The organism is Bacteroides sp. AF25-5LB, assembly GCF_003602965.1.
Classification (GTDB): domain Bacteria; phylum Bacteroidota; class Bacteroidia; order Bacteroidales; family Bacteroidaceae; genus Bacteroides; species Bacteroides uniformis.
The window spans coordinates 60,295-76,282 of the sequence record NZ_QTMC01000010.1 but is presented as its reverse complement, the minus strand read 5'-3'; the positions used below and the strand labels follow the sequence as shown (position 1 = coordinate 76,282).

Sequence of the window (15,988 nt, the reverse complement as noted above, 5' to 3'; positions counted from 1 at the left end):
TCATTGATCAAAAGAGTTCTCTTTCTTTATACGATACCCCGCATCTATTATTTGTGTATTATCACTAATTACAATTCCTTTTTTTATAATTCGTGCAGGGTTTCCAGCTATTAAACAATGATCGGGAAAACTTTTAGTTACGACAGAACCGGCTCCTACAAAAACATGATTTCCCAATGATACTCCTGGTAATATTATTGCACGTCCTCCAATAACACAATGATGCCCAATATATGTATCACACCACATGTTTTTCCCTCTAGAATAATCATGAGCTATAATCAAAGCTTCCAAAGCCACCCTACTATTATCGCCAATATGCACACCTTTAGGATTAGCTCTATCAATTGTAGCTCTCCAAGATATCTGGCAATTAGTTCCTAAGTCAATTCTCCGTACTTTCCGCAAATAAAAACTATAAGTCAAACTAACTAATCTACTTATTCTTTGTCTATAAGATAATTTGTCCTTTCCCATTTTAGAATCTGCATTTTAGGTATCACCATAGGTTTCGTCTTCATCCACATTGTCCCCCAGCTTAATCCAAGCCCAAAAGAGGACATCAACAAGGTAGTCTCTTCCTGCATCAGCCGTTCACGCAAGCGGCTCACCATTAATGAAGGAATAGAAGCTCCACCCAAGTTTCCAAACTCCTCCAGGTTATAAGGAACCTTCTCTTTGGGCAACTTCAACTTCTTCACAATACGATCCACAATCATCTTGTTCGCCTGGTGAATCAAGAAATAGTCTATATCCGTTTCACGATTAATTTTATAATCATCCAAAAAGGCCTCGACGGATTTAGGAGGACGGGATATCGCGAAAGAAAAGACATTCATTCCATTTATCAATGTATGAATGGGAGCACGCACAATGCCATTGCCAAAATCTTCATATTCAAAGGAAGCAGGTGTAGCCGGATGGCGGAAACCACCATGAGGGGTCATCAAAGCTTCATATCCCTTGCCATAAGTATGAAAATCAACCACAATATCACTGGCAGTCTCATCATATTCCAAAGCTATGGCTGTACCGCAGTCACCGAATAAAGGTACACGGCTTTTGTCTTTCATGGACCCCATCCGCAAAGCCGTATCACCTACAAGCAACAAGGCACGTTTTACATTACCTGCCGTCAACAGATTACCGGCAACCGTTATAGCATACATGCACCCGCAACACCCCATCGGAATATCCATACAGAAACAATTTTCCGACAAGCCAAGCCTGTCTTGCAATATGCAGGAAGTAGGAGGAGTACGATAATCACCCGTAACAGACTCAAACAGCAATACATCAATGCTGTCCTTCTCCCAACCCAGCTCTTCAAGCAGTTTCTCAGCGGCAGCCTGGCACATATCCGAGGCACACATTGTGTCCGGAGCGATATGCCTTTCTTTTATACCGACTGTATTGTCAAATACATCAGCTTCCTCTTGGGAAAGAAGTCCCAGTTCGGAAGTTTTTACCACATTCTCCGGAACAGCCATTGCCACTCCCTTCATGCCGACATTCTTAATTTCCCATCTTGCCATTACCTTGACCCTTAAAGTTCGACTTCGTATTTTTTCAAGATTTCACGTCCCTTTCCATAGGAAGTAAACTCCATGATATCCTCCGGGTCAAACATTACGTCAAAGGACTCTTCCAGCAATGCGATTATATTCAGTTGGTGAACAGAATCCCAGGATTCCACACTGTCTTTTGAAAAACTATCGTTCAACACTGCACTGTCCACACCAAACACTTCTACAAAAGCGTCATTATACTTTTCAATATTTGTCATCGTTCCTGTCTTTTTTATGAATTCAACTTACTATACAATATTTTTCCCGCCTCATTCTTGGGTATGTCAGCTATCACTTTTACCTCAAAAGCCGAGGCTACCAGCTTGGTCTTTTCAACCAGTACTTCCTTTACAGCCACTGCATATTTCTCATCGGTCAGATAGACGGTCATCTTATCGTCCGTACCCACACAAGCGCATTCTATCGGATATTTCCCTTTGATTATCTGTTCACACTCATCCAGACCGATACGCATGCCAAACAGCTTCAGGAAACGTCCCATACGCCCTACAATGTAATAACAGCCGTCCTCATCCCTGTAAGCCAAGTCACCGGTACGCATAAAGCCATTACGCTCATCACCCAGCAGCAAATCTTCCCGACTACGGGCATATCCCATCGTCACATTCTTGCCACGGTAGCACATTTCACCTTCCGTGTGAGAACCTTCTATCACATTTCCGTCACTATCTATCAGGGACAGTTCCGCATTGGGAACTGCCCGACCTATGCTCCCGCATTTGGATATTGCATATTCAGCAGGAAGATAGGCCATGCGGGCAGTACCTTCAGACTGGCCGTAAGTAGCTATCCAGCGTTTGCCGGTGTCACGGCAATATTCAGCAAACTTCAGATTCAGCTGGCGAGGTATCTTACCGCCACCCTGAGTAAGCAAGGTCAAATCAGGCAAATCCATACGGAAGAAACGCATCAGATTCAAAATCTCAAAGCTGTAAGGCACTCCTGTAAAACTGGTGGCCCGCTGCTCCTTCATGAAACTCCAGAAAGCTTTATCGGTCATACTTTGATTGGTTATCAACACAGTAGCCCCAACATAAAGATGACTGAATACCACTGACAGCCCCATAGTATAATATAATGGAAGGACAAGCAAAGGACGGTCATTGGAAGTCAAGCCAAAGAAAGTAGAGATATTTAAGGCCGCTGCTTCTATATTACTATATTTATGCCGTACCAACTTAGGACTACCCGTTGAACCGGAAGTAGGTAGAAGATGAGATAGATCCGGATGCATTGCACAATCCTCCATTCCTGTACGCAAGAGGGTATAGCCATAATATTCACACACCACTTCATAATGCAGGTCAACCGCCATCAACGAGGGCACACAAACATAAGAAGGGCGATAAATGTCAAGCAAATTATAAAGAAGTTCCTTTTCAATATGTGCATTCAATATTAAAGGAACATTGCCGGAATTGATACAACCTACACTCCAGGCTATACCTCCGACATTATTTTCTGTCAATAAGAATAATAAGGAACGACTGGGAAGAATGGTAGATATATTCTCGGAAAAATCCAACAACTCACCATACTTCAAGGTATTCCCCAAAGCATCAACTGCAGCAAACGCATCCTGCGCCTGCTTATTTAAATTCAATATCATTCGGTTATTTTATTCTAAATGGAAGCACAGCCATCAACTCCCAATATCTGGCCTGAAATATAAGAAGAACGGTCTGAAACAAGAAAAGCACAAGCATTAGCAACATCTTCAGGAGTTCCCAAGCGTCCTAAAGCAATCTTTTGAATACGAGTATCGATTTTTTCGCCACTTTCTTCATAAAGTTCTGAAAAACGTTCCGTTTTAACAATACCCGGTGCAACTGCATTCACACGAATCCCCTGAGATGCCAGCTCTTTGGCTGCAGATCTAGTAAAAGCCATAATTGCCCCTTTAGTTGCAGAGTAAGCAGATTGTCCCGGTGAGCCTAGTACTGCCGTTACCGATGCAATGTTTACAATAGATCCACTATGATTGCGAGCCATCAAACGAGAAACCAGCTGAATCATTTCAATTACAGCTATTACATTCACACGGAACATCAGTTCTGTTTCCGGACGCAATATCATACCGATTTTCTTATTAAATACCACACCCGCATTGTTAACCAGTGCATCAATACGACCTTCTAGTTTGAATACGGACATAAAGGCTGATTTTACAGCAGTAGCATCCGTCACATCAAAATACAAAGGAAGCACACGGGTATGATTATCTTCTGAACAAGCCTTCGCCCATTCATCCATAACTCCTTCAGCACGGTCGCAAGCATAAACTATTGCACCATCTGAAGCAAAACGTTCAGCTATAGATTTACCGATGCCTTGTGCGGCACCGGTAACAATACATATCTTATTATATAAAAGCCTTTCCATACAAATTATTTCAGACTACGACCTCCATCAATTACCAAGTTAGTACCTGTAACCCATGCAGAAGCATCGGAAAGTAAATAAATTATAGCATGAGCCACTTCTTCCGGCTTGCCATAACGCTTCATCGGATATTGTTCTATGTCTTTAGTCACATCTTCCTCTGATAGCAAACGATTAGAAATCAAAGGAGTATTGATTCTTCCCGGCTGTACAGCATTACATCGAATCCCCTTCCCTGCCAACTCCAAGGCAGCATATTTCATATAAGTGCTCAAGGCACTCTTTGAAGTTCCATAAATACCATTTGCAGGCGCCACATTATTATAACCAGAAATTGATGCAGTAAAGACTACTGAAGATGAATTTCTCAGTTTCTTTTTCTTCACCAACAATTTCAGTAGCAGCATAGGAACAAAACAATTCATCTGAAATACTTCGTTTAGTACATCCAAAGAGTAGAATTGCAATGGTAACATTTTTCCTATTCCCGCATTGCAAACAAAGCCATCCAATACTGGTAATTGAGCCACCAATTTCTCACAGGATTCTTCTATTCTTAAATCAGCAACCAGCATTAAATGCTCTTTATTTGAATCAGATAGCAACTCTTTAGTTTCTTGCAAAGCACTCTCATTCCTACCTGTCAGAACTAAAGTTGCTCCCAGCTTCGAACATTCAATGGCAGTAGCTCGTCCGATACCGGATGAAGCACCTGTAACTAGTACAGTCTTCCCTTCTAAAGAAAAAGGATTATACATTACAAACGGGAAGATACCAAATTATACAAATCACCAATAGTTGCCTGCTGTTTCATATCATCACCAGTAACAGTGACATCATATTCCTCATCAATCATTGTAATAATCAATAGAGCAACCAGCGATGTGTAACCATCTAACTCGCGAAATTTAGTTGTAGAACTAAGTTGTTCTACATCTACATCATCAAATTGCTCAGCAAATTTTTCAATAAAGTCTACTAATTCCATCTTATTTATTATTTATATTAATCTTTTAGCAGGATTTCCCATAACAGTAGTACCAGCTTTAACTCTGCGTATAACAAAACTACAAGCGCCAACATGAGCATTATCTTCTACAACAACTCCATGATTTAACACGGAAGAAGTATAAATATCTACCTCATTTCCAACAACCGTACCACCTACACAAGTGACATGTGTATCAATACGATTCCAATCACCCAAACGAACATCATGCCCCACTACTGTATAAGATTGTATCATATTATAATCACCTATCACAGCATCAGCACCAATGCTTGTATAAGCACCGATAATATTTCCTTCACCCAATTTTACATTAGAACCAATTCTAGCAGTATGATGGATTAAGGAAATAAAACGTCCTCCTCTATTAATAATTTCACCCATACATTTTTTACGGGCATTTCCACCTATAGAGCAGACAAAAACATCATCGTTCTGTGGTATATAAGTACTAATCTTATCTATTACCGGAGGATAATTTGGAAAGTCATTCAATGCGGACAAATTATCATCAATAAAACCTTTAATGACAAATTCTGTTGCAAAACCTAAACTTTCACGTGCCATATCATATAAAGTACGACCCATACCACCGGCGGCAATAATTATAAGATTCTTCATGACATTTTTTTCTTTTTTTCGACTGCTTTTTGGAAAACATCTACCAATTTATCGGAAATCACAGAAGGTGAAAATCTATTATAACAATCTTGAGCAATTTCCTGACTATCATATTCACCCAATGTATCATACATTTTTTTCATAGCATCAGCTAATGCTGGTACATTTTCAACAGGAACTAATAACCCATTTTTTTCATTAATACACTCCTTAACTCCGCCACAGAGAGTTGCAATAACAGGTAAACCTACAGCTAATCCTTCTAATATTGATACTGAAAAATTTTCGCTACGTGAAGGTAATATGAAAACAGAACTATCACTTAATATTTGGACAATCTCACCCTTTGTTTTCTTTCCTACCAAATGAATATTATGCGAGAGTTTTAAATTATCTATCTGCTTTTGCAAATTTTGTCTTTCTACTCCATCACCTATTATAACTAAATGTATATCTTTATTTCTTCTATTAATAAGAGAAAATGCCTCTATTAATAAATCAAAACCTTTGCCGTAAACTAAACTCCCTGTAGATACGAAAGAAAAGCTATTTGTTTTTTCGACTTTCCTTACAGAATCGAAAAATATATTATTGACTAAATTATGGATAACATAACTATCTCTTTTAAAATGATATAATATCCTTTTTCGCAAAGTTTGAGAGACCGTTATTATTTCGTCAGCATTTGCATAAGCATTAGTTGCCATCCATTTTGTAATCGAATCTAGCCGGTCAGAATTAAATCTACCGGCATGTTCTATACCAACTAACGGCAAATTGTACTTTTTTTGAAGATAAACTCCTATGTCAGTATTAAAAAAGAATTGTCCATATACTACATCTGGTCGTCCATACAAGAACTCAACTTTCTTATATAGTTTATCCACTTGGCATTTTTTTATGAAAACATTAAATTTTCGACTTATAGTCCTCGTCAAAACACCTGGAAACCAAAAACTATTATAATAATTTACGCCATTTTTGCTATAATGTGTTATTCCTACTTTTCTGAATTTCCATAAAAAACGGCTATCAACACTAAGAACAACAACTTGGTGACCATTATTACATAATGCTTCAGCTTGATCTTGTTCAAAGCATCCCCATTGAGGGTCTTCTTCAGTAGGATATCCACGAGCAATCATCAATATATACATAATCTTAAAATCTTTTGATTATAGATTGATATTGTTTCCATAAACCACAATTGTGCAATTGCTGAAAATCATGATCAGCATTATCATTACCTTCTATCAATAAAAAGTGACCTCCACTCTGTATTACAATATCCCAACCTATATATCGAACACTTGGAATATGTCTTGCTGCACGCTCAACAAAAGTTTTGCACTCTTCCCAATATGGAATTTGAGCACCTATTATTTGCTTTCCTGTAATCGGATGTACTATATAAGTGTTATTATGTGCATCATAACCAATTGTATCTATGATGCCTGTTTCTATATTTATATTTGCACCAATTCCACTAAAATGAAAATTATCAACATTATTTTTTTTGTTCCCCATTCGTAAACGAGCATTCATAATATGAACTTTATCATTTATCGTATCATAAACCGTTACTATACGTATCGTATTGATTGACCAAGGATGAAAGTTTGCCAGTTCACTAATTTGGGTTATTTGTTCTTCTGCTATATAGTGAGAATTTATATCTGAAATCAGTTCATTATACAAGTCTTTTGCATTCAAATTCTCCGTCTCTATTTTACGAGTACCTATACCCCTATATCCATTAATTTCTTTAATAAAAATTACAGGATATTTATGACAAAATGAGATAAACAGCATCTCATCAACATTATTTACATCAATCCAATCACGCCCTAAAAACTCTTTAAATAATTCATTAAATTTATTTTTTTCTCGACATAAACATCTATCTGAAACTTTATTGCATTTATTTTGTATAACATGATAACGCCTATAAGTTATATACTCCTTTCTTCCCTTATATCTAAGTTTATAAAAACCATAAGCAAAATAATCACTAATAGAAGCCCCATGAATTATGAAAGCAAAAACATAATCTACAGCATAAAAGATTTTATCTAGAAAAGAAACTTTCGTTCCAACATAACAAGTTCTCATTTCACGAAATCGTGTACAAAAACGTTTCAGATTCATATATAAACAATTAAACGATTTTCTTTAATACATCTAAAAAGCCATGACCATACTTTAAGTCTGGCTCCACATAATTACCCTCTGCCCATTCATTCCATGACATTAAGAAAGTAATTTTATGTTCATCTTCTTTATCTGACAATAAATCCACTACAGATTTCAATTGCTCACTAAATACTTCCGGAGTACTACCCGTATAAACTCTTGCTCTTGCTCCACTTCTTGCAGTTCTATCCCAATTAGGCAACAAAGTAGGAAATACATTTTCCCATCTATCTTCCTTGACATAAAGATATTTATTTATATTCTTCTGCTCACACCTTGAAACAGGAGTGTACTTAAATAAGCGCATACAGATACTACGCCACAAAACTTCTTTCAAAGAACGGCAATAGTAATCGGCCCGATGATAACCTCGCGAATTAACAGCATCATATCCTGCATTTAACACAGCTTTATAATATAAAGCCGATTTATCTGCTATATTTTTCAAAATAATATTTTTTAAAGTCCAGTCCTGTGGAAGCATATTATAGGCAATTCCTACAAAATAAATACCCTTAAGGCCATTTTCTTGTGCCATTGCCTGCCATAGTTCAATAAATTCACGAGGATTGGGTATCTCCAATGGTCTAAAAACAAGAAACAAGGGTTTACCATCTACTTGAATATACCTTTTATCCTTAAAAGCTGGCAATACTTCATAAAAATGCTTTATATACTCTTCCTTATTATAAATCATCTCCATCAAAGTAGCCTCTTTGACCTTTTTAGTTCCCACTTCCCAAGATTTGTTAGTCCAGCTATGGTTTGCCCAACCAAGACAAAACGGAAAATCAGGTTTTCCACTGAGAAGTACCTCCTGAAAAGGTCTTTCTAACAACTTTTTCCCATTACCAAACCAATAATGCCAATAGCAAAAACCTTCTATACCAGCTGCACGTGCCATCTCAGCTTGAGCTTCTCTAACTTCAGGCATACGCAAATCATAATACCCTAAATCTGCAGGAACACGGGGCTGATAATGTCCTTTAAACAAGGGCTTAGCTTTTCCGACATTAGTCCATTCTGTAAAGCCTTTTCCCCACCATTTGTCATTTTCTGGAATAGGGTGAAATTGTGGAAGATAAAAGGCTATAACACGAGTTTTTTTTGTCATACTACTTATTCTTACCTATTACTAATCGTTTAAAAGTAAAGTATTTAAATACAAATATCCAAAATATGGTATAAATAATAGAAAGATTGCCACTTATCTCTGAATACGGAAATAAAGTAAAACCGATTACCACTATATTATAAGCCAAGGATAATATTAATATTGTTCCAAAATCATATTCATTAGTGATGATCTTTTTATAAAAATAATATGCTGCCAAAGAAATAATTATAAATGCTAAAATAGGACCAAAATCAATAACAAACTCTCCAACAAAAAATGTAAACTGAGAATCATCTACCTTCAAATTCGGATATAACAAGCGACGTGTTTTGTAATCACCAGCCGTATCTAATCCTAACAAGACTCTAATTAGAGGAAAAACCCTATCACCATACCTACATCCTCCCACATCTAATACAAAATTATCAAACTTTATAAAATTAGATGAAGCATAATACAATACGATATCCATAATAGTAAAATCTGCAGCATCATTAAAACGCCCCAATGTTAATGCAGCTCCTCCTACAAATATGAGAATGACAAAAGCTGCCACTGTAAAAAGATATTTTCTCCGCATTTCTTGGCTCATCAAAGGAGAAAACACAAAATAAACAAATGGAACTTGCATAATAATAAAAACCAACGGACCTCGAGCTCCCCATGCCAAACTAGTAAATACCGAAATGATAATTGCTATAAATACACCAATAGTCAACAATTTCTTCTTCTGAATCCAATTGTACATAAACAATATCCACAGAATACTATTAAAAATATTTTTCAGTATCCCAAAAATATTTACTTTCCCATCATTGTATCCAACATTATCTGATTTTGTTTCATAATTTTCTGCTAAAGTCATTGGATCAAAAAGATTCGACAGAGAAAAGTTTGAAAGTATCGTTTGGAAAAAGAAACATAAATAGACAATTATCACTACTACAGAAATCATACTCATCACCATATCATCCGGCATTTTTATATTGCTCATTTTTTTATTGGAGAATTTCAACAAAGGATAAAAAGAAATCATCAAAACAATATATAAATATACCAAAGGAAAAATCGTGATAGTTTCAAAGGTCCAAACACTATCTATATTATACAACCAAACACTACCAACAGAAAGTAAAGAATAAAAAAGTAAAATAAAACTTCCCATCTGAAATGTTCTCATACGTATCTGATACATCACAAATGCTGTTATATAGAAAAGTGAATTTATAATTAAAATGACAGTGCTTGCATCCATAACACATAATCAGAATCTAAGCTTTCTACACAAAAAACTCTTCTCTATTGGAGTTAGTACAACCAAATAGCCACTTATCCCAATACACGACAAAGAAACCAAACATACTACAACAAATTGTACAAATCCACCAGAAATGACAGATTGAATATAAAAAGCAGGTAGTGCTGAAAAAAAAGTTACCAACATAGTTGGAAAAACAAATTTCTTCCAATACTCTTTAAAAGAAAATGTCACAACTTTAGCAAAAACAAATAAACGTATGATATGCGCTATCATAAGCATAACAACAGCAACCAGCAAGCTAACCTCTGGCGGACACCCAAATTTTAAGAATACGTATGACAAAGGTAAAGTAAGTAATACAAAACTATCCACAATACCATGATATAATTTCACTTTCTTTGCCGCTTGCATAATGATAGTTATGGGATTCCCTATTGCCAAGACAAGGCAATAAACTAAAATCAACTTAGTAAAAGAAATCATATATTCTCCTACATCGCCCAACCACAATTTCAAAATAAATTCAACCTCCAATATCAATGGTAATATAACGGCGTACAACAATAAAAAAGAAAAACGGCTACTCAAATAAAATAATTGCATCATATCAACATAATTCCCCTCTGCATAGCTCTTTATTAAAGGAGGGCGAATAGCCATGAAAAAATTTCCTGAAAATTGTTGAATAACCGTACTGACTTGCTGGGCAACCGAATAGGCAGCATTAACAACAGGTCCCCAAAAAACATTCAACAGCAAATTAGTACCTTGCGTATTAGCAACTCCTGCCATTGTTCCAAACAAACTCCATGAAGAATATGAGAAAATAGATTTGAAAAGTGCTTTGTCCCAAAATAGTGAAATTCGGGATTCTTCATATTTTTTAAAGCAGAACAAAACATAAATAGCCGAAACAATACAGGTCACCGCGAACGTCAATACAGCATATAACTTCAATTTATCTATTGCAAAAACTACTAATAAATAAACAATCAATAATTTAAGAAAAGCCTCTACAATACTAACATATGCGTAAATCTTCATATTTTCACGAGCAATAATCACTGCATTATAAGGATTTGTCAATATCTTAACTATAAACGATAGTAATGCAAACTGATAAACCCAATTAGCCGCTTCCAAACGATTGACTGGTATAGTCATTACATTATTCAAAAACCATAATCCTAAAGTTTCAGCGATAAATAATATCGCCAAAACAATAATTATATAGACTATAAAAATCATGCTAAAAGTATGTCTCAATTGACAAAAGTCTTTTCGCCCTAACTCATAAGCGAAAAAACGTTGAGAAGCAGAAGCTATTGTCTGAGATAAAAAAGATAGTGCCAATACAATACCACCAACAGCCATATATATACCATAATCCGTTACATTAAGTGTTCTAATAACAACTCTAACAGTATATAGAGATACGATTATTATTAGAAACATTCTAACATATAAAAATAAGGTATTTTGAGCTATTCGCTGTTTATCCGATGCCATGCTTAAAATATTATTTCTGCCAACTTAGGATGTGACTTATCTTTTTCACTTAAAAGGATTTCGTCAATAGAAATTTGCCAGTCTATTCCTAGATCTGGATCATCCCATGCAATAGCGCCTTCACTCTGAGGAGCATAAAAATTATCACATTTATACTGGAAAATGACTTCTTTACTTAAAACTGAGAAACCATGAGCGAAACCTCTTGGAATAAAAAATTGTCGATGATTATCTTCTGTTAACTCTACAGCTACATGCTGACCAAAGGTTGGAGATCCCTTTCTTATATCAACAGCTACATCTAATACCGATCCTTTCACTACACGGACTAATTTACTTTGAGCAAAAGGAGGCTTTTGAAAATGTAAACCACGAATTACTCCATAACTAGATTTACTTTCATTATCCTGTATAAATGTGGTTTTACATACTTTTTCTTGAAATTCCTTTTGATTAAAAGATTCAAAAAAATAACCACGTTCATCTTCAAATAGACGAGGTTCAATAATTATAACTCCTTCAATATTTGTTTCTATTATATTCATTGTAAAACATTACTATACATACTTTTCACCTCTGAAAGTATCAATAAACCTCCTTCCCAAGAGTATCCAACTAACACATACTATACCGACCAGAAATACAACACCCAAAAGTATCATAACTTTATTAGGTTTTGACGCCTTTACAGGAATTGTCGCAGGCTCAACCACCGTATAAACAGGAGTAATTTCCTGCACCTTTGCCTCCGCCATTTGCAACTGCTGCGCAACGCTTGTATATACTTGATAAGCAAGATTCATTTCATTCTCCAATCGCACTTGTTCGGCACGGTAACTCTGGAGGATGATATTCTTGTTGGCATCGGCAAACTTGGCATAGTTTTCTTGAGCTTGTTCGTACTCCTTCTTCTTACGCTCAAAAAGCTTTTCTTGGAAATGAAAATCCTTACGGGCTTTATTAGTCCGATAATCAATAATGTAAGACTGCAACCTGTTCACAACAGTATCTGTCAGACATGCTGAAATACGGGGATCCTGCATCGTGACGGAAATTGTAGTAACCCCGGTCTTTTTATCTACCGAAACACCTATATGATCACTCAGTGCTTTCACAATATCAGTCTGCTCTTTTGTCAGCTGAAAAGGATCTAATTTATCCACCTCTTCTTCTGATTCCTTAAACAGAGAAATAGTCCAACTTAAAGCCTTGAAAGGGGCAGATATGATATACGACCACCATGGCATACGCTGGTATTCGTCCATATAGTCATAAAGTGTGGTGTTTATCTCCCCATCCATATCACGGACTGGGACATCAAACAACCCTGTCACAAAAGGAGTGGAACTCACAATATCCGGATATAAATCAGGATAAATCGCATCAGATCCCGAAGATGTATTCAGATTGATGCCAGCCAAACTTGCCAATGAGGAAAGCCCTCCGCCTTTATTATCAGAAGCTTCCGGAGCAATCATTACACTTGTCGTATATTCCTTGGGAATACTGAAAGCAATCACCAGCCCCACAATCACCGCATAGCCGCAACACTTCAATATCCACCTGCGCTCCGCCCAGACCTTCAAGGCAAGCTCAAGCAAATCAATCTCCTCTTCCTGTGTATGTTTATTCTGTTGTTCGTCACTCATACCGGTATCTTTTCTTTTTATATCTTCCACTTGTTTCTTATTTAAAAGTATTAGCCAAAGTAGCCACCATCGCCGCAATAGTCGCAGTCGTGGAGCTCAGACCCATAATCTCGGAAAGCTGGAGACGCTTCCTCTCAGACTTCGTGGGAACCACAATCTCACAACCCGGCTGGATTAAATCACTGTCACTCTTCTTAGCACGGGCTACCGTACCATTCAGATAAATGATGTATGCTTTCTTCTTTTTCGCATTTTCGCCATAACCACCTGCCATATTGATATAATGTTTCAGCTTGGCATCTTTCTCCCAGGTTACTGTATTAGGATACATCACTGAACCGCTGATCTTCACCGTATTGACGTATTCAGGAATATAAACGATATCTCCCTCACGCAGGACAATGTCATAGTCACTTCCCGGATTAAACAGAGCCTTTTCCATATCGATGCCTACTGCATAAGTCTCAGAGATGGCAAGCTTGTCCACAGAGATGCTATCCTTCCCCTCACCACCCTGAGCTATGCGAAGCACATCCGTCTCACGCCGACGTTCCTCATCATTGCGCTTGCGAATCAAACGTCCCCCCTTTATATATGCCGCCGGAGTAATTCCGCCTGCACGACCTATCACATCACTCAGACGTTCATTCTTTTTCAACAACGAATAGCTGCCGCTGAAAAGCACCTCACCCGCAATTGTCACCATGCGCTGAACTTGGTAGGCAGGACTGCGACGAACTTGGACTACATCGAAAGGTTGCAGGTAGAAACTACCGGCACCCGTCAGAAGACCGTCCTTGATGTCAAAGGTGAATGTCTCCGCAAGCTTGCTGCTGTAGGCAGTACTCTTGGGATCCTTGATGCGGCGCGTCACGCTCACACAGGTAGTGGCGGCAGCCTCAGTAAGACCTCCCGCCTGGACAATCATATCCTCTATCGTTAAGTTGTCGGAGTACAGGAAAGTACCGGGATTGAGCACCTCACCATAAATGGAGACCGTCTCGCTCTCCTTCAGGTCATGGATACCGGGAACATACAGATGGTCGTTCTTCTGAAGGGGTATATCAGAAACCGTACCGTTCATGATACCCTCTAGATCAACGGCAACCATTTCGTGCGTAAGATCTTCACGCTCACGGTCCAGAAGGACCCGGGCAAGGAAAGCATCTCCCCGGAGTCCCTCAGCCTTCTTTATCAGCTGCTTCACCGTATTCACCTCACCGTCCAACTGATAAAGCCCCGGACGATAGACGGCACCACTGACCTCAACCTTGTTCTCAAAACGGTCGAGTACGGCGTCAACCGTCATTAAGTCACCGTCGTCTAAACGGAATACAGAATAGTCCATCTCATCCACATTATATACTTGATGTTCACGTCCGCTTTTACGGATGATGCGTACAGCCTTCTTATAGGCATCTCCCATAAAGCCACCCGCATACTTCAGTAAGGAAGCAACCGTCTCGGCAGGCTTCATTTCATAATACATGGGACGTTTCACCTTACCTACTATCTCGACCAACGACTGGTAGGGACTCACGATAATCACATCGCCCTCCTGCAGACGGACATCGTCATTCATCTTGCCCTGCATGATGAACTCATAGACGTCCAAATGCTCTATCGTCTCTCCGTTACGAACCAGACGGATGTCACGCAAGCTACCGATATTATTCACACCACCGGCACGGTACAAGGCATGGAAAACCGTAGAAAAAGCCGAAAGTGTATAAGTACCCGGCACCGTGACCTCACCCATAATATGAATCTGAATGGTACGTATATCGCCTAAAGTCAGACGGATCTGTGAATTGGGATCCCCCCCTCCGATACCGGAATAGATCTTGGACAGTTCCCGTTGCAGATAAGCGTTGGCTTCTTTAACAGTCATGCCGTTCAGATAAACGGGACCGAGGTCTTTCACCTGGATACTCCCCTCGGGACTGATGGTCTGGCGGATGGTATTCTCGGAAGCTCCCCAGATATCTATGATCACCTCGTCACCGGGCCCCAGCCGATAATTTGCCGGAGTAGCCAAATTCACACTAGGTTCAAAGGAGAGATTACGGTTCTGGAACAGATTATGACCGAAAATCTGTATGCCGGCAGCCTCAGGGGCGGACTGGCTTTCAAGTCTCTCATCAACAACCGCTTTCTGGTCATCCAGTTCGGCAGCCTCGTAGGATTCTCCCACAGCAACCGAACGCTTGCGCATCTGTGAGGGAGCTTCGGAACCCGGGACAGCAACACCCGAGTTCTCATATTTATCCTTGATGCGGAGCACCTGTTCGCGGGTCACACCACGGCGCAACAGTTCGGCAGTCATCTGCTTCTGAGATTTTCCGGCTGCCTGTGCTTGTTTCACATATTCAACCACTTGCTCGTCGGACATGCGCTGGGCATAGGCAGAACCGAAGAAAATAAAAAGACATAAAATCAGAAATAAGATTCGACGCATAATTTAATGTTTGTTAGATTCTTATATGTCACACACTGAAAAAATCAAACTAATCCGGGAAGGTGGAACCAAAGGTGATTTATATTTATTACTTCGCGTAGTAATGAAAGAGTTAGTACCACGCTTCCCGGATATTCAATAGATATTGGGCATCTACTAAAGGGGGTATAACCCACTTTGAGTTATATTTTTAATCAAAT

General features: G+C 38.4%; 16 protein-coding genes. All 16 read right to left on the bottom strand.

Annotated elements, in window-relative coordinates:
* A complete protein-coding gene (locus tag DWY57_RS12340; protein ID WP_098032046.1) occupies positions 1–477 on the bottom strand; it encodes an acyltransferase in 477 nt (158 codons plus the stop codon).
* Positions 441–1,535 (bottom strand): ketoacyl-ACP synthase III, encoded by a 1,095-nt coding sequence (locus DWY57_RS12335; protein ID WP_098032047.1) that lies wholly within the window; start codon positions 1,533–1,535, stop codon positions 441–443. The genes DWY57_RS12340 and DWY57_RS12335 overlap by 37 nt, the downstream gene beginning before the upstream one ends.
* A gap of 11 nt (positions 1,536–1,546) precedes the next feature.
* Complete coding sequence (locus DWY57_RS12330) at positions 1,547–1,786, bottom strand: acyl carrier protein (RefSeq protein ID WP_009126887.1); 240 nt, start codon at positions 1,784–1,786, stop codon at positions 1,547–1,549.
* 14 nt (positions 1,787–1,800) lie between these two features.
* Positions 1,801–3,198, bottom strand: coding sequence for an AMP-binding protein (locus DWY57_RS12325; protein WP_016273549.1), 1,398 nt, complete (start codon positions 3,196–3,198; stop codon positions 1,801–1,803).
* A 14-nt stretch (positions 3,199–3,212) separates the two neighbouring features.
* Positions 3,213–3,971, bottom strand: a complete 759-nt coding sequence (locus tag DWY57_RS12320; protein WP_016273548.1) for an SDR family oxidoreductase — start codon at positions 3,969–3,971, stop codon at positions 3,213–3,215.
* A gap of 5 nt (positions 3,972–3,976) precedes the next feature.
* On the bottom strand, positions 3,977–4,729 hold the full coding sequence (locus DWY57_RS12315) for an SDR family oxidoreductase (protein WP_035457922.1): 753 nt from the start codon (positions 4,727–4,729) through the stop codon (positions 3,977–3,979).
* Positions 4,729–4,959 carry an acyl carrier protein gene (locus DWY57_RS12310; protein WP_016273546.1) on the bottom strand — a complete coding sequence of 77 codons (231 nt, stop codon included), beginning with the start codon at positions 4,957–4,959 and terminating at the stop codon, positions 4,729–4,731. Before DWY57_RS12310 ends, DWY57_RS12315 begins: the two co-directional genes overlap by 1 nt.
* Before the next feature lie 12 nt (positions 4,960–4,971).
* Entirely contained in the window at positions 4,972–5,601 is a 630-nt protein-coding gene (locus tag DWY57_RS12305; RefSeq protein WP_016273545.1) for an acetyltransferase, read from the bottom strand.
* A complete protein-coding gene (locus DWY57_RS12300) occupies positions 5,598–6,758 on the bottom strand; it encodes a glycosyltransferase family 4 protein (RefSeq protein ID WP_016273544.1) in 1,161 nt (386 codons plus the stop codon). Before DWY57_RS12300 ends, DWY57_RS12305 begins: the two co-directional genes overlap by 4 nt.
* Before the next feature lie 4 nt (positions 6,759–6,762).
* Positions 6,763–7,749: a sugar-transfer associated ATP-grasp domain-containing protein gene (locus tag DWY57_RS12295; RefSeq protein ID WP_016273543.1), complete on the bottom strand. Its 987-nt coding sequence runs from the start codon at positions 7,747–7,749 to the stop codon at positions 6,763–6,765.
* A 10-nt stretch (positions 7,750–7,759) separates the two neighbouring features.
* Complete coding sequence (locus DWY57_RS12290) at positions 7,760–8,908, bottom strand: glycoside hydrolase family 99-like domain-containing protein (protein ID WP_016273542.1); 1,149 nt, start codon at positions 8,906–8,908, stop codon at positions 7,760–7,762.
* A 1-nt stretch (position 8,909) separates the two neighbouring features.
* Positions 8,910–10,076, bottom strand: a complete 1,167-nt coding sequence (locus tag DWY57_RS12285) for an O-antigen polymerase (RefSeq protein ID WP_192914857.1) — start codon at positions 10,074–10,076, stop codon at positions 8,910–8,912.
* A gap of 99 nt (positions 10,077–10,175) precedes the next feature.
* Complete coding sequence (locus tag DWY57_RS12280; RefSeq protein ID WP_098032048.1) at positions 10,176–11,681, bottom strand: lipopolysaccharide biosynthesis protein; 1,506 nt, start codon at positions 11,679–11,681, stop codon at positions 10,176–10,178.
* Between the two features lie 2 nt (positions 11,682–11,683).
* Positions 11,684–12,226 carry a dTDP-4-dehydrorhamnose 3,5-epimerase gene (gene rfbC, locus DWY57_RS12275; protein ID WP_016273539.1) on the bottom strand — a complete coding sequence of 181 codons (543 nt, stop codon included), beginning with the start codon at positions 12,224–12,226 and terminating at the stop codon, positions 11,684–11,686.
* Positions 12,227–12,238: 12 nt separating this feature from the next.
* Complete coding sequence (locus DWY57_RS12270) at positions 12,239–13,330, bottom strand: Wzz/FepE/Etk N-terminal domain-containing protein (RefSeq protein ID WP_016273538.1); 1,092 nt, start codon at positions 13,328–13,330, stop codon at positions 12,239–12,241.
* A 37-nt stretch (positions 13,331–13,367) separates the two neighbouring features.
* Positions 13,368–15,788 (bottom strand): SLBB domain-containing protein, encoded by a 2,421-nt coding sequence (locus DWY57_RS12265; protein WP_016273537.1) that lies wholly within the window; start codon positions 15,786–15,788, stop codon positions 13,368–13,370.
* Positions 15,789–15,988 lie beyond the last annotated feature (200 nt).